Source organism: Streptomyces canarius (assembly GCF_014650735.1).
Classification (GTDB): domain Bacteria; phylum Actinomycetota; class Actinomycetes; order Streptomycetales; family Streptomycetaceae; genus Streptomyces; species Streptomyces olivaceoviridis.
The window spans coordinates 1-19961 of record NZ_BMVN01000002.1 but is presented as its reverse complement, the minus strand read 5'-3'; the positions used below and the strand labels follow the sequence as shown (position 1 = coordinate 19961).

At 71.8% G+C, this 19961-nt stretch carries 14 protein-coding genes; 6 read left to right on the top strand and 8 right to left on the bottom strand.

Annotation, left to right across the window (positions count from 1 at the left end; genetic code table 11):
• Positions 1 to 6 precede the first annotated feature (6 nt).
• Genes IE294_RS02545 through IE294_RS02535 form a run of 3 tightly spaced genes read left to right on the top strand, consistent with a single transcriptional unit; the run spans position 7 to position 4651 of the window.
• On the top strand, positions 7 to 402 hold the full coding sequence (locus IE294_RS02545) for a DUF742 domain-containing protein (RefSeq protein WP_014671432.1): 396 nt from the start codon (positions 7 to 9) through the stop codon (positions 400 to 402).
• Positions 403 to 426: 24 nt separating this feature from the next.
• Positions 427 to 4065, top strand: a complete 3639-nt coding sequence (locus IE294_RS02540) for a hydantoinase B/oxoprolinase family protein (protein WP_189881860.1) — start codon at positions 427 to 429, stop codon at positions 4063 to 4065.
• Positions 4046 to 4651: a GTP-binding protein gene (locus IE294_RS02535; protein ID WP_189881857.1), complete on the top strand. Its 606-nt coding sequence runs from the start codon at positions 4046 to 4048 to the stop codon at positions 4649 to 4651. The genes IE294_RS02540 and IE294_RS02535 overlap by 20 nt, the downstream gene beginning before the upstream one ends.
• A gap of 103 nt (positions 4652 to 4754) precedes the next feature.
• Here IE294_RS02535 and glpK read toward each other — a convergent pair whose 3' ends face one another.
• The 5 genes from glpK to IE294_RS02510 form a co-directional block, all read right to left on the bottom strand.
• Positions 4755 to 6275, bottom strand: a complete 1521-nt coding sequence (gene glpK / locus IE294_RS02530; protein WP_189881855.1) for a glycerol kinase GlpK — start codon at positions 6273 to 6275, stop codon at positions 4755 to 4757.
• An 82-nt stretch (positions 6276 to 6357) separates the two neighbouring features.
• Entirely contained in the window at positions 6358 to 7107 is a 750-nt protein-coding gene (locus tag IE294_RS02525; protein WP_189881853.1) for an MIP/aquaporin family protein, read from the bottom strand.
• 347 nt (positions 7108 to 7454) lie between these two features.
• A complete protein-coding gene (locus tag IE294_RS02520) occupies positions 7455 to 9137 on the bottom strand; it encodes a GGDEF domain-containing protein (protein ID WP_189881851.1) in 1683 nt (560 codons plus the stop codon).
• A gap of 135 nt (positions 9138 to 9272) precedes the next feature.
• Positions 9273 to 10463, bottom strand: a complete 1191-nt coding sequence (locus IE294_RS02515) for a lipid-transfer protein (RefSeq protein WP_189881849.1) — start codon at positions 10461 to 10463, stop codon at positions 9273 to 9275.
• Positions 10460 to 10912 carry a Zn-ribbon domain-containing OB-fold protein gene (locus IE294_RS02510; protein ID WP_189881847.1) on the bottom strand — a complete coding sequence of 151 codons (453 nt, stop codon included), beginning with the start codon at positions 10910 to 10912 and terminating at the stop codon, positions 10460 to 10462. Before IE294_RS02510 ends, IE294_RS02515 begins: the two co-directional genes overlap by 4 nt.
• Before the next feature lie 225 nt (positions 10913 to 11137).
• On the opposite strand from IE294_RS02510, the gene IE294_RS02505 reads away from it, so the two are divergent.
• The gene (locus IE294_RS02505; RefSeq protein WP_189881845.1) at positions 11138 to 11674 is read left to right on the top strand and encodes an NUDIX domain-containing protein; all 537 of its coding nucleotides are present in this window, start codon (positions 11138 to 11140) and stop codon (positions 11672 to 11674) included.
• A 9-nt stretch (positions 11675 to 11683) separates the two neighbouring features.
• Here the strand turns inward: IE294_RS02505 and IE294_RS02500 are convergent, their stop codons facing one another.
• Positions 11684 to 14044, bottom strand: coding sequence for a glycoside hydrolase family 31 protein (locus IE294_RS02500; RefSeq protein WP_189881843.1), 2361 nt, complete (start codon positions 14042 to 14044; stop codon positions 11684 to 11686).
• A 214-nt stretch (positions 14045 to 14258) separates the two neighbouring features.
• Between IE294_RS02500 and IE294_RS02495 the strand changes: the two genes are divergently transcribed.
• Positions 14259 to 16226, top strand: a complete 1968-nt coding sequence (locus IE294_RS02495; protein WP_189881841.1) for an acetoacetate--CoA ligase — start codon at positions 14259 to 14261, stop codon at positions 16224 to 16226.
• A gap of 163 nt (positions 16227 to 16389) precedes the next feature.
• On the top strand, positions 16390 to 17283 hold the full coding sequence (locus IE294_RS02490) for a DUF8829 domain-containing protein (RefSeq protein WP_189881839.1): 894 nt from the start codon (positions 16390 to 16392) through the stop codon (positions 17281 to 17283).
• Positions 17284 to 17375: 92 nt separating this feature from the next.
• On the opposite strand, the gene ptsP is transcribed toward IE294_RS02490, so the two are convergent.
• Positions 17376 to 19046, bottom strand: coding sequence for a phosphoenolpyruvate--protein phosphotransferase (gene ptsP / locus IE294_RS02485; RefSeq protein ID WP_189881837.1), 1671 nt, complete (start codon positions 19044 to 19046; stop codon positions 17376 to 17378).
• A 79-nt stretch (positions 19047 to 19125) separates the two neighbouring features.
• The gene (locus tag IE294_RS02480) at positions 19126 to 19575 is read right to left on the bottom strand and encodes a PTS sugar transporter subunit IIA (protein ID WP_189814995.1); all 450 of its coding nucleotides are present in this window, start codon (positions 19573 to 19575) and stop codon (positions 19126 to 19128) included.
• Positions 19576 to 19961 lie beyond the last annotated feature (386 nt).

Below are 19961 nucleotides of genomic sequence, written 5' to 3'. Positions count from 1 at the left end.
GATGACATGAGCGCAGACGGTCAGGGAAGAAACCACTGGTTCGACGACGAGGCCGGGCCGGTCGTCCGTCCGTACGCCATGACGCGTGGCCGCACCACGAGCGAGGGCCAGCACCGCCTCGACCTGATCGCGGTGGTCGTCACGGAGCCCGACACCGGCGACCCGGAATCGGACCCGACACTGTCCCCCGAACACGTGGAGATCGTCGGACTCTGCCGGGACGTGCCCCAGTCGGTCGCCGAACTGGCCGCGGAACTCGACCTGCCCATCGGCGTCGTCCGCGTCCTCATCGGCGACCTGGTGCACGCCGAACTCGTCCACGTGACCCGACCGGTGCCCCCGGCCGAGCTGCCGGACGAGAGTATTCTGCGCGACGTGATCAACGGCCTCCGGGCACTGTGACCGGCGCGGAAGCGGGGTAGTGACGTGACTGGCTGGCAGTTCTGGGTCGACCGAGGCGGCACCTTCACCGACATCGTCGCGCGTCGCCCGGACGGCCGGCTGCTCACGCACAAACTGCTGTCCGACAACCCGGCACGGTACTCCGACGCGGCGGTCGCGGGCGTACGCGAACTCCTGGGCGGATCCCAGGCGCCCGTCGAGGCCGTTCGCATGGGCACCACGGTCGCCACCAACGCCCTGCTGGAACGCAAGGGCGAGCGCACCCTCCTCGTCGTCACCCGCGGCTTCCGCGACGCCCTGCGCATCGCCTACCAGAACCGCCCCCGCATCTTCGCCCGCCGCATCGAACTGCCCGAGCTGCTCCACGAACGGGTCGTGGAGGTGGACGAACGCGTCGCCGCCGACGGTACCGTCCTGCGCGCGCCCGACCTGGACGCCCTGGAGGGTCCGCTGCGGGAGGCGTACGCCGACGGGATCCGCGCGGTCGCCGTCGTCTGCCTGCACAGCCATCTCCACCCCGGCCACGAACGCGCCATCGGTGAACTCGCCGCCCGCACCGGCTTCCCGCAGATCTCGCTGTCCAGCGAGGTCAGCCCGCTGATGAAGCTCGTCCCGCGCGGGGACACCGCCGTCGTGGACGCCTACCTCTCGCCCGTGCTGCACCGCTACGTGCGGCACATCGCCGACGAACTGCGCGGTGTACGGCTGATGTTCATGCAGTCCAACGGCGGGCTGACGGAGGCCGGGCAGTTCCGCGGCAAGGACGCCATCCTCTCCGGACCGGCCGGCGGCATCGTCGGCATGGCCCGCATGTCGCAACGCGCCGGCTTCGACCGCGTCATCGGCTTCGACATGGGGGGCACCTCCACCGACGTCTCGCACTTCGCCGGCGCGTACGAGCGGGTCTTCACCACACAGATCGCGGGTGTCCGGCTGCGGGCACCGATGCTGGACATCCACACCGTCGCCGCCGGCGGCGGCTCCGTTCTCCACTTCGACGGCTCCCGCTACCGGGTCGGCCCCGACTCGGCCGGTGCCGACCCCGGCCCCGCCTGCTATCGCGCGGGCGGTCCGCTCACCGTCACCGACGCCAATGTCATGCTCGGCCGCATCCAGCCCGCTCACTTCCCGGCCGTGTTCGGTCCCGGTGGTGACCAGCCCCTGGACGCGGCCCTCGTCCGTGACCGGTTCGCCGCCCTCGCGCGCGAGATCCACGAACACACCGGTGACGACCGCACCCCGGAACAGGTGGCCGAGGGCTACCTGCGGATCGCCGTGGCCAACATCGCCAACGCGGTGAAGCGGATCTCCGTCCAGAAGGGCCATGACGTCACCCGCTACGCCCTGACCACCTTCGGCGGGGCGGGCGGCCAGCACGCGTGCCTGGTCGCCGACTCGCTGGGCATCCGCACCGTCCTCGTACCTCCCATGGCCGGCGTGCTCTCCGCGCTCGGCATCGGCCTCGCCGACACCACGGCCATGCGCGAGCACTCCGTGGAAGCACCCCTGCAAGCCGCCTCCATGCCCGGCATCCGCAAGACGGCCGACGACCTGGAGGCCGCCGCACGGGCCGAACTCGTCGCCGAGGACGTCCCGGAGGACCGCATCCAGATCACCCGCCGCGCCCAGCTCCGCTACGACGGCACCGACACCACCCTCACCGTCGGGCTGGCCGAGCCCGACGCCATGCGGAACGCCTTCGAGGAACGTCATCGCGCCACGTACTCCTTCACACTCGACCGCCCGGTCGTCGTGGAAGCCCTCTCCGTCGAAGCCACCGGCATCACCACACCCCCCGATCTCTCCGCCCTCGCCCCGTACGAGGGCCGTGCCCAGGCGCCCGGCACCGTCCGTCTCCACACCGGCGGTGCCTGGCGCGACGTACCCCTCCACCGCCGGGAGGCCCTTCCTCCCGGCAAAACCGTCACCGGCCCCGCGATCATCACGGAGGCCGGCGCCACGACCGTCGTCGACGACGGCTGGCGGGCCGCCGCGACCGATGACGGGCATCTGCTCATGGAACGCACGGCGATTACGCAGAGTTCCGATGCGGACACGGAATCCGATCCGGTTCTGCTTGAGGTCTTCAACAACCTCTTCATGTCGATCGCCGAACAGATGGGCGCGCGGCTGGAGTCCACGGCCCAGTCCGTCAACATCAAGGAGCGGCTGGACTTCTCCTGCGCGCTGTTCGACCCGGACGGAAACCTGGTGGCCAACGCCCCGCACATCCCCGTCCACCTGGGCTCCATGGGCACCAGCGTCAAAGAGGTCATCCGCCGGCGCGGCTCCGCCATGCGGCCCGGCGACACCTACGCCGTCAACGACCCCTACCACGGCGGCACGCACCTGCCCGACGTCACCGTGATCACCCCCGTCTTCGACACCGACGTGGCCACGGACACGCGGAGTGAGCCGCGGATCCTCTTCCACGTCGCCTCACGCGGTCACCACGCCGAGATCGGCGGCATCGCCCCCGGCTCCATGCCGGCCCACAGCCGCACCATCGAGGAGGAGGGCGTCCTCTTCGACAACTGGCTCCTCGCCGAGAACGGCCGCTTCCGGGAAGAGGAGACCCACCGCCTCCTCACCGAGGCGCGGTACCCGTCCCGCAACCCGCGCACCAACCTCGCCGACCTGCGCGCCCAGATCGCCGCCAACCACAAGGGCGTCGACGAGGTGCGGCGCATGATCGAGGAGTTCGGCCTCGACGTCGTCCAGGCCTACATGCGGCACGTCCAGGACAACGCCGAGGAGGCCGTCCGCCGCGTCATCGACGCCCTCGACGACGGCGAGTACGCCTACGAGACCGACTCCGGGGCCGTCATCCGGGTGCGCGTCCGCGTCGACCGCACCGAGCGCCGGGCGACCGTCGACTTCACCGGCACCTCCGCCCAGCTCACCACCAACTTCAACGCGCCCTTCGCGGTGGTCAACGCGGCCGTCCTGTACGTCTTCCGCACGCTCGTCGCCGATGACATCCCGCTCAACGACGGCTGTCTGCGCCCGCTCGACATCATCGTGCCGTCCGGCTCGATGCTCGCCCCCGAGCCGCCCGCCGCCGTGGTCGCGGGCAACGTGGAGACCTCCCAGGCCATCACGGGCGCCCTCTACGCCGCGCTCGGCGTCCAGGCCGAGGGCTCCGGCACCATGAACAACGTGACCTTCGGCAACGAGCGGCACCAGTACTACGAAACCGTCGCCTCCGGATCCGGCGCCGGCGACGGTTTCCCCGGCGCCGGCGTGGTCCAGACCCACATGACCAACTCCCGGCTCACGGACCCGGAAGTCCTGGAATGGCGGCTACCGGTCCGGCTGGAGGAGTTCGCCGTCCGCCGGGGGAGCGGCGGCGCCGGACGGTGGCGCGGCGGCGACGGCGCCGTGCGCCGCATCCGCTTCCTCGAACCGATGACCGTCTCCACGCTCTCCCAGCACCGCCGCGTGCCGCCGTACGGCATGGCCGGCGGCGCCCCCGGAGCGCTCGGCGCCAACCGGGTGGAGCGCGCCGACGGCACGGTCACCGACCTGGGCGGAAGCGGCTCGGCCGACGTCGGCCCCGACGACGTGCTCGTCATCGAGACCCCCGGTGGCGGTGGCTACGGCCGACCGTCGCACGACCCCCATCAAGCAGGAGAAGAGATCGATGATCTTCGGGCGTTCTGAGCGCGCCAAGGCTCCGGTCGAGCCCGTCACGCTCAAGATCCTCGTGGCCGGCGGCTTCGGCGTGGGCAAGACGACGCTCGTCGGCGCGGTCAGCGAGATCAGGCCGCTGCGCACCGAGGAACTGCTCACCGAGGCCGGGCGGCCCGTCGACGACACCAGTGGAGTGGAGGGCAAGCACACGACCACGGTGGCCATGGACTTCGGCCGGATCACCCTGCGCGAGGACCTGGTGCTCTACCTCTTCGGCACGCCCGGGCAGGAGCGGTTCTGGTTCATGTGGGACGAGCTGTCCGAGGGCGCGCTCGGAGCCGTGGTCCTCGCCGACACGCGCCGCCTGGAGGACTGTTTCGCCGCCATCGACTACTTCGAGCGGCGTTCCATCCCCTTCCTCGTCGGTGTCAACTGCTTCGAGGGAGCCGCCCGTCACCCCGTGGAATCCGTCCGTCAGGCCCTGGACCTGGACGACGACGTGCCCCTCCTGCTGACCGACGCCCGTGACCGGGAGTCGGTCAAGGCGGTACTCGTCGGACTGGTCCAGCACGCGATGGAGTACGCGGTCGACCGCCGCGGGGCCGTCGTGCGCTGACCGCCGGACACGGCCCGTACCCCCGCCGACCGGGGTACGGGCCGTGGTCCTGTGCGGAGCGCCCACGCGCGCGTGCGGCGACTTCCCCGCTGCCTTCCCGCCGCTAGGCCCCGTCCTCCTCCAGCCAGCCGAAGCTCTTCTCCACGGCCCTGCGCCAGTTCCGGCACTCGCGGTCGCGGACCGACGCCTCCATGAGGGGCGTCCACTCCGCGTCCTTCCGCCAGTGCGACCTCAGCTCGTCCAGGTCGTTCCACACCCCCGTGGCCAGCCCGGCCGCGTAGGCGGCGCCCAGGCACGTCGTCTCCGACACGCGGGGCCGGATCACCGGGACGCCGAGGACGTCCGCCTGGTGCTGCATGAGCAGGTTGTTCCGGGTCATGCCGCCGTCGACCTTCAGCGTGCTGATCCGCACCCCGGAGTCCTGGTACATCGCGTCCACGACCTCCCGGGTCTGCCAGCTCGTCGCCTCCAGCACAGCGCGCGCGAGGTGGGCCTTGGTGACGTACCGGGTGAGGCCGGTGACGACGCCGCGCGCGTCGGAGCGCCAGTAGGGCGCGAACAGGCCGGAGAAGGCCGGCACGACGTAGGCCCCGCCGTTGTCGTCCACGCTCGCCGCCAGTGTCTCGATCTCGTCGGCGGTCCGGATGATCCCGAGCTGGTCGCGGAACCATTGGACCAACGCGCCCGTTATCGCTATGGACCCCTCCAGGCAGTACACCGGCGCCTCCCCGCCGATCTTGTAGCCCATCGTCGTCAGCAGCCCGTTCTTGGACGGCACCGGCCGGTTGCCGGTGTTCAGCAGCAGGAAACTGCCGGTGCCGTAGGTGTTCTTCGCCGTGCCGACGTCGTAGCAGGCCTGCCCGAACACGGCGGCCTGCTGGTCGCCCAGCGCCGAGGCGACGGGCACCCCGGACAGCTGCCCGACGGCGGTCCCGTACACCTCGGCGGAGGACCTGATCTCGGGCAGTACGGCCTCGGGCACGTTCATCGCGGACAGGATGGAGGGGTCCCACTGGAGGGTGTCCAGGTTCATCAGCATGGTGCGGCCGGCGTTCGTGACGTCGGTGACGTGCCGGCCGCCGTCGGTGCCACCGGTGAGGTTCCAGATCAGCCAGGAGTCGATGGTGCCGAACGCGATCTCACCGCGCTCCGCCCGCTGCCGCAGACCGGGCACATGGTCCAGCAGCCAGGCCGCCTTGGGCCCGGAGAAGTAGCTGGCCAGCGGCAGCCCGGTCGTCGCGCGGAACCGGTCCTGGCCGTCCGCGCCGCCCAGTTCGCCGCACAGCGCCGCGGTACGGGTGTCCTGCCAGACGATCGCGTTGTGCACCGGCTTGCCCGTGGCGCGGTCCCACAGGACCGTGGTCTCCCGCTGGTTGGTGATGCCGAGGGCGCTCAGCTGGTCGGCGCGCAGTCCCGCCCGGGCGAGCGCCCCGGCCACCACGGCCTGCACCTTGGACCAGATCTCGGTGGCGTCGTGCTCCACCCAGCCGGGCCTGGGAAAGATCTGCCGGTGCTCGCGCTGGTCGACGGCGACGATCGCACCGCTGTGGTCGAAGACGATGCAGCGGCTGGACGTGGTGCCCTGGTCGATGGCGGCGACGTACGTGTCGGCGGTGTCCGTCATGGCTGCCCCTGGGTCGCTGGGTCGGATCGCTGGTCGGAAGGCCGGGTGCGGATCGTGGATCGCGGTGGCGGGAGCGGGGGGTTCAGAAGGCCGCGTTGTAGACCAGGCCGGCCAGTGCTCCGCCGATCAGCGGCCCGACGACCGGGATCCAGGCGTATCCCCAGTCGGACCCGCCCTTGTGGGGGAGCGGCAGGAAGGTGTGCACGATGCGCGGGCCGAGGTCGCGGGCCGGGTTGATGGCATAGCCGGTGGGACCGCCGAGGGAGAGGCCGATGCCCACGACCAGCAGGGAGACGATGAGCACGGTGGTGCCGGACTCGCCGAGCCCTTGGGTGAGCCCGAAGGCGAGGACCGGCAGGACGAGCGCGACGGTCGCGATGATCTCGGTGACTAGGTTGGCGACCGGGTTCCTGATCTCCGGAACGGTGGAGAAGACGCCGAGGGTCGGCACGGGTTCATCCGCGGTGCCGTCCGTGGTCCCTTCGGTGCGTACGTTGGCCTGGAACTGGGCGAGATAGACGAGGTAGGCCAGTACGGCGCCGAGCATCGCGCCGACGATCTGCCCGAGCAGGTACACCCAGACCTTGCCCCATTCGCCGGTGTCCACGGCGATGCCGATGGTGACCGCGGGGTTGAGCTGACCACCGGAGAGGGGAGCGGCGGTGTACGCGCCCGCGAGGACACCGAAACCCCAGCCGAACGCGATCACGATCCAGCCCGAGGCGCGTGCCTTGGAGTGTCTGAGGGTGACGGCGGCGCAGACGCCCGCGCCGAACAGGATCAGGATCGCGGTGCCGATGACCTCGCCGACGAATATGTCTCCGTTGCTCATGGCGGCTCCCTTGGCGCCGGCAGGGGCGATCGGCCCCCGGCCCTGGCGTGCAGGACGGTTCCCTTGGCGACTTCAGCCGAAGGCAGGGAGGGCCCCGAGCCCCGCCCGGCGTCGGTGACGAGCGTGCCGTCGCAGCCGGATCGCCCTGGAACGCCGGGCCGTGAGCAGGACAGACCCGTGCCGCAGTGCCTGATAACGCCAAGAATGTACGGCGATGTCGGCCGACACCGGGAAGTGTTCACCGGTGTCCCGGGGGCGTCAAGGTTGCCGACGGCGACGGTGACACGGGCGCTCCGTCGGCCTCGGCGGAACGGGCGCGCCGCAACGGACGTGTACGAGAAGGCCGTTCACCACCGTGGCTCGGCGGTCGCGCAGCCGGTCCCCGCCGGTGCCGGGCCCGGGCCCCCGCGCCGGACCTCGTGACCGGGGAGCCCGGCGCGCCCGAGCACCCAGCTGCCGCCGTTCAGTGCCTTGGCGGCCTTCTTCAGCGGGGCCAGCTGTGCGGCGGCCTGGTGATGGTCGCTCACGCTGCCCGGACCGCAGACGACCGTCGCCAGGGAGAGCGTGACCGGCCGCCCGCCCGCTGCCCAGGGAACGTCCAGCACGGCGGTGACCAGCGGATCGAGCGCCTCCTCCTCCGCCAGCACCAGGAAGTCGTCTCCGCCGATGTGCCCGACGCGCGCGTGCTCCGCGACCGCTTGTTGAACCGGCGCCTGTTGGAGTGCCGCCTGTTGGAGCGCGCGACCCACCGCGCGGATCAACTCGTCGCCCGCGGCGAACCCGGCACCGTCGTTGACCTGCTTGAAGTGGTCGATGTCCAGCCAGCTGAGGGCGAACGCCCGCCCGTCGGAGATCCGCCGGTCCACCTCGCTCACGATCGCGTCCGAACCAGGCAGCCGGGTCAGCGGGTTGAGCCCGGCGGCCTCCTCCACCCGGCTCTCGGCCAGTGCCCGCACCAGATCCGCCAGCCGTACGACACCGACGCACCGGCCGTGTCCGTCGACCACCGCCACATCGTCGGAGGTCCGGTCCCGGCCGCCGACGGCCACCACGTCCAGCACCTGCCAGGCCGTCGCGTCGACGCCGACCGTGCGGGGGGCGTCTCCCAGCTTGAAGGCCGGCCGGTCGGCGTACAGGGCGTGCCCGTAGCGCCCCGACATCGACAGCAGGAATCGCGAACGGTGCACCGACCGGACGGGCCTGCCGTACTGGTCCACCAGCAGTACGCCGGAGACGTCCGGGGAACCGGTCAGCAGCGCCCGCACCTGTCCGGCCGAGGCGGTCAGCGGCAGGACGGCGGCCGGCCGTACGAACTCCCGTACGGAAGGCCCGGAGCGGGGCACGGTCCCGGCGCCGGGCGCCAGGGACGGAACGTATACGTCCGCTGCGGGGATGCGGGCCGGCGGAGCGAACAGCTCTCCCTGGGCCAGCTGCGCACCGGCCGACAGCGCCGCCGCGCACTGGAGTTCCGTCTCCACTCCCTCCACCGCGACCAGGGCGCCCAGCTCCTCGCACAGCGTCCGCATCGCCCGGACCGCGGCCGGCCGCGCCAGCAGTGAGGCGTCGAGTTTGACCAGGTCGGGGGAGAGGTCGGTGAGCAGCCTGAGCGGAACGTCGCCGTCCCCTATGCCGTCCGCGCTGATCCGGAACCCCTGCGCGCGCAGTGAGGCCACCGCCTCCAGCAGGGCCCGCTGCGGCACGTGCGTGTACGGCGGGACGATGTCGAGCGTCACCTCCCAGGCCATGCGCCCCGCCGCGCGGACGGCGTGGTGCAGCGGTGTCAGGCCGCCGAGGTCGGCGAGCGTGGCCGCGAACACGTTCAGGTGCAACGGCAGCAGGGTCTCCTTGCGGGCCGCGGCGCGGAGCGCCGACACGGTCAGTCTGCCGTCCAGTTCGGGATCCCGGCGGGCCTCGGCCAGGACGTCGCCGGTCTCCGGGCGGGCGAGTATCTCCAGTGCGGCGACTGCGCCCGTCCTCAGGTTGACCACCGGCTGGAAGGCGAAGCGGAGAGTATCCGTCCAGGAGTGCACGGGAGCATGATGGCGCTGCCCGCGCACGCCCAGGGGCAGTTCATGAGACGTTCACGCAGGATTCCTGGTCGATCACGGAGAGTGGACAGTCTCATCGGCTCCCTTGCGGCACAGCAGCCTCCGGACTCACGGTGGTCACCGCACGGCGATCACCGATGACCCGTGCCCGAACAGCCCTTGGTTCGCGGTGATGCCCACCCGCGCCCCGGCGACCTGACGGCCACCCGCCGTACCCCTCAACTGCCAGGTCAGCTCGCACACCTGGGCGATGGCCTGGGCCGGCACCGCCTCACCGAAGGAGGCCAGTCCGCCGCTGGTGTTCACGGGTATCCGCCCGCCCGGGGCGGTCGCGCCCTCCCGGAGCAGCTTCGCGCCGTCGCCCTCGCCGCACAGCCCCAGATCCTCGTACCACTGCAACTCCAGCGCGGTGGACAGGTCGTACACCTCGGCCAGGGACAGGTCCTCGGGTCCGATGCCCGCCTCGTCGTAGGCGGCCCGGGCGATGGAGGCACGGAAGGTCTCCGCCGGCGGCGGCACCGTGGCCGCCGAGTCCGTCGCGATGTCCGGCAGGTCCAGCACCGTGTTCGGGAAACGGGGCGTCACCGTCGACACCGCCCGGATCCGGACCGGACGGGCGACACCGTGCCGGTGCGCGAAGTCCAGGCTGGACAGCACCAGGGCGGCCCCGCCGTCGGAGGTGGCGCAGATGTCCAGCAGCCGCAGCGGATCGGCGACCACCGCGGAGGCGGCCACCTCCTCGGCGGTGACCCGTTTGCGGTAGCGGGCGTACGGGTTGAGCGCCCCGAGCCCGGCGTTCTTCACCTTGACCATCGCGAAGTCCTCCGGTGTGTCACCGTGCACCGCCATCCGCCGCCGCGCGTACAGCCCGAAGTAGGCCGGATTCGTCGCCCCCAGCAGCCGGAAGCGCAGCCAGTCCGGATCGTCGGGACGGTCCCCGCCCGCGGGCCGGAAGAAGCCCTTGGGCGCGGCGTCCGCCCCCACCACCAGGACGACGTCCGTAAGACCGGCGAGGATCTGCGCCCGCGCCGTGGCGATGGCCTGGGCCCCCGACGCGCAGGCCGCGTACACACTCGTCACCCTCGCGCCCTGCCAGCCCAGGGCCTTGGCGAAGGTCGCTCCCGCGACATGGCCCGGATATCCGCCGCGCACCGTGTCCGCGCCCACGATGGAGCCGATGGCCGGCCAGTCCAGGCCCGCGTCCGCGAGAGCCGCGCGAGCCGCCGCCGTGCCGTACTCCACGAAGCCGCGGCCCCACTTGCCCCACGGGTGCATACCCGCACCGAGCACCGCCACGTCAACCGTCACTCCGCCACCCCCGTCGGCCGCCAGTGCCAGACCGTCCAGGTCGTCTCCGTGTCCTCGTCCTCGTGGAGCACACCGGGGACGACCTCCACCTCCATGCCCACCGCCAGGTCGGCGACGGTGACCCCGGGAGCCGCCTGCCCCAGCACCACGATCCGTTCGGCCTCCAGCCCCACAGCGATCAACGTGTACGGCACCCACGGAAGTTCCGGGTCGCTCACGTACGGTGACGGAGGGCGGTATCGACTGTCGGTGTACGACCAGATATGTCCCCTTCGTGACAGCGGTGCCTCCTCCAGGGGGCCGCCCGCGCAGTGGGGGTTGCGGCAGTGGACGTCCTCGCGTGGGAAGAAGACGGAGGCGCAGGCCGTGCAGCGGGTGCCCAGGAGCCGGAAGTCGTCGCCCTCGCCGGTGAACCAGCCGGTGACCGCGGGCTTGCGTGTGTGCGGCAAGGGGCCTCCCCTCAAGGTATACCTGACGGAGCGTCAGAAGTGTGCCACGGGCAACCGGAAATGGGCAGGCCGATGCGGTGAACCGAACGGCGGCGCGCGGCGTCGTGGTACACGAGGGGCGGCCGGGACCGACGGGGGTGGTTCCGACCGCCCCTTCCGGATCCGCTCGTTCGTGATGCCTCACTAGCGGAACACGTCCCTCCCCTGATCGGATACAGTCCGCGCGTGTCCGAAACTCAGCAACCAACTGCCAACTCCGCGCCGGACTCCCACTGTTCGAGCTGCGGAGCGCCCTATGGAGAGGGCGTTTCCGGATGGCCGCGCACCTGCCCGTCCTGCGGGACCACCGCCTACCGCAATCCGCTGCCGGTGGCGATCGCTCTCCAGCCCGTGTACGACACCAAGGGCACGGCCCTGGTCGTCATCACCCGAACCGTCGCCCCCGCGCGCGGAGGCATCGCCCTGCCGGGCGGGTACATCGACGACCGCGAGGACTGGAAGCAGGCCGTCGTACGCGAACTCAAGGAAGAGACCGGCATCGAAGCCGCCGCCCGTGACGTGCGGCTCGTGGACGTCATGAGCGCACCCGACGGGCACCTGCTGCTGTTCGGAGTGCTGCCGGAACGCCCGGCCGACGGACTGCCGCCCTCCGGTCCCACGGACGAGACGGAGGGCTGGCAACTGCTGCGCAGGCCCGAGGAACTCGCCTTCCCGCTGCACACCGTGGCCGTCAAGGCATGGTTCGAGGGCCGCTACGTCTGAGGCCGCGGCTCAGCCGAGCCCGCGCACGCGCACCGGGTAGGGCGGCGCCGCCACGCCGTCCTCCCGGTCCCGGGTGACCACCACCCGCCCGCCGTGCCGACGGGCGACGTAGCGTTCGATCTCCGGTTCCTCCCACCCGTCGCCCGGGTCCGCCACGACCAGGCCGGCCCCGGTGCGTCCGCGCGCGGGCGCCCACACCTCCAGCTCCAGCCCGCCGTCGGCGCCACGCACGGGCAGTACCGCTCCCGCGCGCGCGAGCACCGGTATCCGGGACAGCGGCGCGTCCACCAGGACCCGCCCCGGCCCCTCGTGGACCTCCTCCGTCAGCGTGTCGTACCAGCGGCCCCGCGGCAGCCGCACCGTGCGCCGGCGGACACCGGGATCCAGAACGGGGGCCACCAGAAGGCCGTCGCCCAGCAGAAACGTGTCCTCACAGTCGCGCAGCGCGCGGTCCTCCGGCGCCCCCCACCACAGCGGCCGCACATAGGGAGCGCCGGTCCGCCGGGCCAGATGCGCCAGCGTCAGGAAGTACGGCAGCAACCGCCGCCGTTCGAGCAACGCCACGCGCGCGTGCTCCAGCACCTCGGCACCGAACTCCCACGGCTCCCGGCGCCCCGCCCGCAGACTCGCGTGGGTGCGGAACAGCGGCAGATACGCGCCCAGCTGGAACCAGCGCAGATACAACTCCGGCGACGGACTGCCGTCGAAGCCGCCCACGTCCGGACCCGAGTACGGCACCCCGCACAACCCCAGGCCCAGCACCAGCGACAGCGACGCCCGCAGCCCCGGCCAGCCGGTCGCCACGTCCCCCGACCACGTGCCCCCGTACCGCTGGAGCCCCGCCCAGCCCGAACGGGAGAACAGGAAGGGCCGCTCCTCGGGCGCCAGCTCGCGCAACGCCTCATAGGCGGCCTGCGCCATGCACAGCGCGTACACGTTGTGCCCTTCCCGGTGGTCGCCGCCGCGCCCCTCCAGGGCATGCCGGGCCGAACGCGGCAGCGTCGGCTCGCCGAAGGCGCTGAACGACGTCGGCTCGTTCATGTCGTGCCAGAACCCGGCGAAGCCCTGCCCCAGCCGCTCCTCGTACAGCCCGCCCCACCACGCACGCGCGCGTGCGTCCGTGAAATCCGGGAAGACCGACTCGCCGGCCCACGCGACACCCCGCACCGCGTGGCCCTGCGCGTCCCGCACGAACGCGTCCACGGCCGCGCCGCTCTCGTACACGGCACTGCCCGGCTCCGCCCGCACCGCCGGATCGACGATCGACACCAGCCGGATCCCGTCCCGGCGCAGTTCCTCCGCCAGCACCGGCAGCTTGGGAAAACGCTCCTGGTCGACCGTGAACACCTGATGGTCGTCGTAGTGGTCGATGTCGAGGTGCACGGCGTCCAGCGGCAGCCCGCGCTCGTGATAGCCCGCGACGATCCGGCGCACCTCCTGCTCGCTGCCGAATCCCCACCGCGCGTGCTGGTGGCCCAGCGCCCACGCGGGCGGCAGGGCGGGCGCCCCGGTCAGCGAGGCCCACGTGTGCAGCACGCGCGCGGGAGTCCCCACCATCACCCAGCAGCGCAGCGGACCGCCGTCCATCCGCACCTCGCAGTGCCCCGCCCGGTCGTGCCCGGACCCGGCACCCTCCCCGCCCTCGCGCAGGACCACCGTGCCGTCCCAGGTGGTGTCATGGAACACCAGATGGGTGCCGGCATCCGCCACCACCAGCTGCACCGGCATCGTCAGATACAGCGGATCGTCGCCGGGCCCGAACGCCCGGCCGGGGTCGGTGTTCCACAACCGGTACCGGCCATCGCGCAGCCGGGGCCCGCCCGCGCGTCCGCCCAGACCGAAGAACCGGGCGTCCGCGGCGACCTCCGACCGCTGCATCCACCGCGCCGTCCCCCCGCCGACCGGCTCCCACCAGCGCGGCGGCAGATCCCGCCGCAGCACCACCCCGCCCGGCGTGCACACCTCCACCGCGCCGTGCCGCGACACGACGACCGTCGCCCGCTCGGCCACCACGCGCCAGCCGCCGTCCTTGTCCGGCTCCAGCACCGCCCGCGGATCCGGCTCGGGACCGCTCCCCGCGAGCGCGTACGACGGCTGTGGACCAGCCCCGTCCCATCCCCAGAAGACCGCCCCGTTCACCGCCACGACGATCCGCAGCTCCGAGCGGCCGAACCGGATCAGCCCACCCCCGAGGCCCGGCTCCGCGCCCCGCACCTGACCCGGCACCCGGGCCCGCTCGGGCCCCCGCCGCGGGAGCCCGGCGGCGTCGATGCGCCTCCTGCGCCACGCCGCCCGTACGGTACGCAACCCCTGAGCCGCCCTCCCCGAACCGACCACACTTACCGAACGCACCAGGTCACGACCGTCCATGCTGCTCACCCTGCCACTGAGCGCCCCACGCGCGTGTGTCGTTCAACTGCCGTTCACCCGTGCCCGGACCACATCTTCATGACATGGACTGTGTGGAGCGCACCCTGGTGTAGAAGTCGATCACATGGCATCGTCCCTGTCAGCCGCGTCATGCGCACACCCCAGCCCGTGCGCGGACGACGCACACGACGCGCACAGCCCGGGAGCCGCACCAATGTCGACCGCGAACCCCCAGCCGCTCTGGCAGCCCGATCCCCAGCGGATCGCCCAGGCCCGCATCACCCGGTTCCAGGCATGGGCCGCCGAACACCACGGCGCCCCGGCCGAGGGCGGGTACCCGGCCCTGCACCGGTGGTCCGTCGATCAGCTGGACACCTTCTGGAAAGCCGTCACCGAGTGGTTCGACGTACGGTTCTCGACGCCCTACACGCGTGTGCTCGGCGACCGCGCCATGCCCGGCGCCCAATGGTTCCCCGGAGCCACCCTCAACTACGCCGAACACGCCCTGCGTGCCGCGGCCGACCGCGCCGACGAACCCGCCCTCCTGCACGTGGACGAGACGCAGGAGCCGCGGCCGGTGAGCTGGTCCGCGCTGCGCCGCCAGGTCGGCTCCCTCGCCGCCGAACTCCGCGCCCTCGGCGTCCGCCCCGGCGACCGCGTCAGCGGTTACCTCCCCAACATCCCGCAGGCCGTCGTCGCCCTCCTCGCCACGGCCGCCGTCGGCGCCGTCTGGACGTCGTGCGCCCCCGACTTCGGCGCCCGCAGCGTCCTCGACCGCTTCCAGCAGGTCGAACCCGTCGTCCTGTTCACCGTCGACGGCTACCGCTACGGCGGCAAGGAGCACGACCGCCGGGAGGTCGTCACCGAGCTGCGCCGCGAACTGCCCACCCTGCGCGCCGTCGTCCACATCCCCCTGCTCGGCACCGAACCGCCCGAGGGAGCCCTGGAGTGGTCCGCGCTGACCGCCGGGGACACCGAGCCGGTCTTCGAGCAGGTCCCGTTCGACCACCCGCTGTGGGTGCTCTACTCCTCCGGCACCACCGGCCTGCCGAAGGCCATCGTCCAGTCGCAGGGCGGCATCCTGGTCGAACACCTCAAGCAGCTCGGCCTGCACTGCGACCTCGGCCCCGAGGACCGCTTCTTCTGGTACACCTCGACCGGCTGGATGATGTGGAACTTCCTCGTCTCCGGCCTGCTCACGGGCACCACGGTCGTCCTGTACGACGGCAGCCCCGGCTACCCGGACACGGGCGCCCAGTGGCGCGTCGCCGAACGCACCGGAGCCACCCTGTACGGCACCTCCGCCGCCTACGTCATGGCCTGCCGCAAAGCCGGCGTCCACCCCGCCCGCGACTACGACCTGTCCACGGTGAAGTGCGTCGCCACCACCGGTTCCCCCCTGCCGCCCGACGGCTTCCGCTGGCTGCACGACGAGGTCCGCGACGACCTGTGGATCGCCTCCGTCAGCGGCGGCACCGACGTCTGCTCCTGCTTCGCCGGCGCCGTACCGACCCTTCCGGTGTACACCGGGGAACTCCAGGCACCCGGCCTCGGCACCGACCTGCGGTCCTGGGACCCCAGCGGGAAGCCCCTCATCGACGAGGTCGGCGAGCTGGTCGTCACCCACCCCATGCCGTCCATGCCGATCCACTTCTGGAACGACCCCGACGGCAGCCGCTACCACGACAGCTACTTCGACACCTACCCCGGCGTCTGGCGGCACGGCGACTGGATCACCGTCACCTCACGCGGGACCGTGATCATCCACGGCCGCTCCGACTCCACCCTGAACCGGCAGGGCGTGCGCATGGGCTCGGCCGACATCTACGAGGTCGTCGAGCGCCTGCCCGAGATCAAGGAGTCCCTGGTCATCGGCATCGAGCAGCCCGACGGCGGCTACTGGATGCCGCTGTTCGTGCACCTCGCACCGGGCGCCGTCCTGGACGAGGCCCTCCTGAACCGCATCAAACAGGCCATCCGCGAGCAGCTCTCCCCTCGGCACATCCCCGACGAGATCATCGAGGTCCCCGGCGTCCCGCACACCCTCACGGGCAAGCGCATCGAAGTCCCGGTCAAGCGCCTGCTCCAGGGCACCCCGCTGGAGAAGGCGGTGAACCCCGGCTCCATCGACGACCTCTCCCTGCTCGGTTTCTACGAGGAACTCGCCCGCAAGCGCGCCTGACCCCGGACGATCACCCTCCGCATTTGGGCCTCTGTACGGCCCACGCGGTGTGACCTGCGCAGACGACCTCACCGCCCGATCGTGACCACCGGCGGCACCACCATTGTCAGTGCCGCCGGTTACGGTGAGTGAGCATTGATCGACCGCGCATTGGGGGAAATTCATGGCGCACACCGACCACCGGACCATGCGGCGCGCCCTGCGCCGCGAGATCGCCGGCACCATCGGCGTCCTCACCGACGACCACGACTTCCGCGCCATGCGGCGCTACCGCAGCTTCGCCTTCGACGACCACACCACCTACCTCCGGCAACTGGAGGCCGTCCTCCAGGACCGCGCCGCACAGGGCGACCACACCACCCTCGCCCTGTTCGACCCCGAGGACTACGCCGCGTACTGCGCGGACACCGGCCTCGACCCGGAAGCCCCGACCAGCCGGACCCGGTTCACCGCGGAACTCGCGGCCACCGGCCCGACCATCCCCTACGACGGCCGCCCGCTCGCCGTCCTCCTGCCCGTCCTCGTGGACGAAGCCGTACGCCAGGCCACCTGGGAGTACGCCACCACCCTCCTCACCCGCCTCGGCCCCTGTCCGACCTGCGGGGAGGACATCGGCAGGGCAGCCTTCACCCGCGCCTCCGACCTCCTGGTCCGCATCCTCGACACCGCACCACCCGGCGAACGGCACCTCGTGTGCACCGTCGCCGGACCCCCGGACACCCTCGTCTCCGTCCTGCACGGCGACCAGGACGCCCACGGCGCGACCCGCCTGGACGAGGCCGAAGCCCTGGAATTCACCAGCGTCCTCGCCCTCGGCCTCGCGACCCGCAGCCCCGGCGGACTCGTCATCCGCGTCAGCGCCACCGGAACGGCCGACCGCGTCTACGGCTGGCGACTGCGCGGCGGTGCCCTCGAACCACTGACGGCATCCGAGGTGTTCGACGCCTACTGCACCGACGTCGAATCCGGCGACCTGATCTCCCCGGAGCCCGGCGTCGACTACCGCGAGCCCCCCGCCCTCGGAGAAGAGAGCACCGCCCCGGGCCACCGCCACTGAGGCCCCCACACCCGGCGGCCCGAACGCAGCAGGGGCGCCCCACCCGAAGGCGGGACGCCCCTGATCCGGCACACCGGCGGTGACCGGTACGGCTACTCGCCGGACAGCACCGCCTGAGCCGCGCTGCGCGCCTCCTCGGCGCTGTCCGCCGCCCGCGCCGCCGCTGCGGCCCGCTCACACTGCGCCAGCGTGTACTTCGCCAGCGTGGCGCGAACGTACGGAATCGATGCCGCGCCCATGGACAGGGAGGTGACACCCAGACCGGTAAGCACACACGCCAGCAGCGGATCCGAGGCGGCCTCGCCGCACACCCCACAGCTCTTGCCCTCGGCCGTGGCCGCCTCGGCGGACAGCGCGACCAGGTCGAGCAGCGCCGGCTGCCACGGGTCCTGGAGGCGCGACACCGCACCCACCTGCCGGTCCGCCGCGAACGTGTACTGCGCGAGGTCGTTGGTCCCCAGTGACAGGAACTCGACCTCCTGGAGGATCGAGCGCGCCCGCAGCGCGGCCGAGGGGATCTCGACCATCGCGCCGAACTTCGCCCGCAGCCCCGCCTCACGGCAGGCATCGGCGAACGCCTTGGCGTCCTTGCGGTCCGCCACCATGGGCGCCATGACCTCAAGGTAGACGGGCAGCCCCTCGGCGGCCTTCGCCAGCGCCGTCAGCTGAGTGCGCAGAACCTCCGGGTGGTCGAGCAGCGTCCGCAGCCCCCGCACGCCGAGCGCCGGGTTCGGCTCGTCCGCCGGCGTCAGGAAGTCCAGCGGCTTGTCCGCCCCGGCGTCCAGCACCCGCACGACCACACGGCTCTCGGGGAACGCCTCCAGCACCTGCCGGTAGGCCTCCACCTGCTTCTCCTCGGAAGGAGCGTTCTTGCTGTCGTCCAGGAACAGGAACTCGGTACGGAACAGACCGACACCCTCGGCCCCGGCCTCGACGGCCGCCGGTACGTCCGCCGGCCCGCCCACGTTGGCCAGAAGCGGCACCTTGTGCCCGTCCGCGGTCACCCCGGGACCCGTCGAAGCGGCCAGCGCGGCCTTGCGCGCGGCAGCCGCGGCCTCCAGCTCCGCCTTCTTCTCCTCGCTCGGGTTCACGAAGACGTCCCCGGTGCTGCCGTCGACGGCGATCAGCGTGCCCTCGCCCAGCTCACCGGCACCGGGCAGCGCCACCACGGCCGGCACGCCCAGAGCCCGCGCCAGGATGGCGCTGTGACTGGTCGGACCGCCCTCCTCGGTCACGAAACCGAGGACCAGGGACGGGTCCAGCAGCGCGGTGTCGGCCGGAGCCAGATCACGCGCCACGAGCACATAAGGCTGGTCACTGTCCGGGACACCCGGCATCGGCACGCCCAGCAGCCGGGCGACAATACGATTCCGCACGTCATCCAGGTCGGCCACCCGCCCGGCCAGGTACTCACCGGCACCGGCCAGTAGCTCCCGGTACGCCGCGAAGGCGTCGTACACGGCACGCTCGGCGGTGCTGCCGACGGCGATCCGCCGGTCCACGTCGGCCATCAGCTCGGGGTCCTGCGCCATCATGGCCTGTGCCTCCAGCACGGCCTGGGCCTCGCCCCCCGCCAGATTGCCGCGCGCCATCAGGTCGGCGGCCACGGCGTCCACGGCCTGACGGGCGCGTCCCTGCTCCCGCTCCGCGTCCTCGGCGGGAATCTGCTTGGCCGGCGGTTCCAGGACCGCCGTCCCCATGTGCCGTACCTCGCCGATCGCCACGCCATGGCTCACGCCGACGCCTCGCAGCGTTGTCTCCATCTCACCCGTCTCCGGATAGTGCGGCGGGTCCCGCCGCCGCGGTGGTTGTCCTGTGCGCCGCCCTACGACGGCAGTGCTGTCAGTTCCAGGAGAAGAGGCTGTCGCCGACCTTCACGTCTCCGTCCTCACGGAGGTCGGAGAGGGACTCGGCAGTGGCTTCCAGCGCGACCACCGGGCACACCGGTGACTTGCCGGCCGCCTCGACCGCGGCGGGGTTCCAGCGCACGACGGCCTGGCCGCGGGTCACGGTGTCGCCCTTGTTGACGAGCACCTCGAAACCCTCGCCGTTGAGCTGGACGGTGTCGATGCCGAGATGGGTGAGTACACCGTGCCCGCTCTCGTCGACCACGACGAACGCGTGCGGATGAAGGGAGACGATGATGCCGTCGACGGGCGCCACGGCCTCGGAGACCTCACGCACGGGGTCGATCGCGGTGCCCGGGCCGACCATGGCCCCGGAGAAGACCGGATCCGGCACTGCGGCCAGTCCGATGGCACGCCCGGCAAGAGGGGACGTCACGGTGGTCATGGGAAGCCTCCCAAGGAGTGGAGCTGTTCACGGGCCGTCACTGGCAGTCCCGGACGGCGCACTGAGCAGCAGCGTATGTCATGTGAACTGGCGGTTCCGGACGGAAGCTACCAGTTAGTGGTCTAGACCACCAGCTCACCGGATTTGCATGGCCCTCAAGGCTGCGTGTACAGTCGTACTCCTGCCGGGGGGCAGTGAGGCGTGCAACCGCTTCCTCCTCCGACAGCAATCAAACTCATCAGATCCTATCTCTGGATCTCCTTCTGCATGTTCGCAGGGGGGGGCGGTCAGAGAGACGGAAAAACCCTGGTAGAGTTTGAAACACCGAAGGGAAGCGCCCGGAGGAAAGCCCGAGAGGGTGAGTACAAAGGAAGCGACCGTTCCTT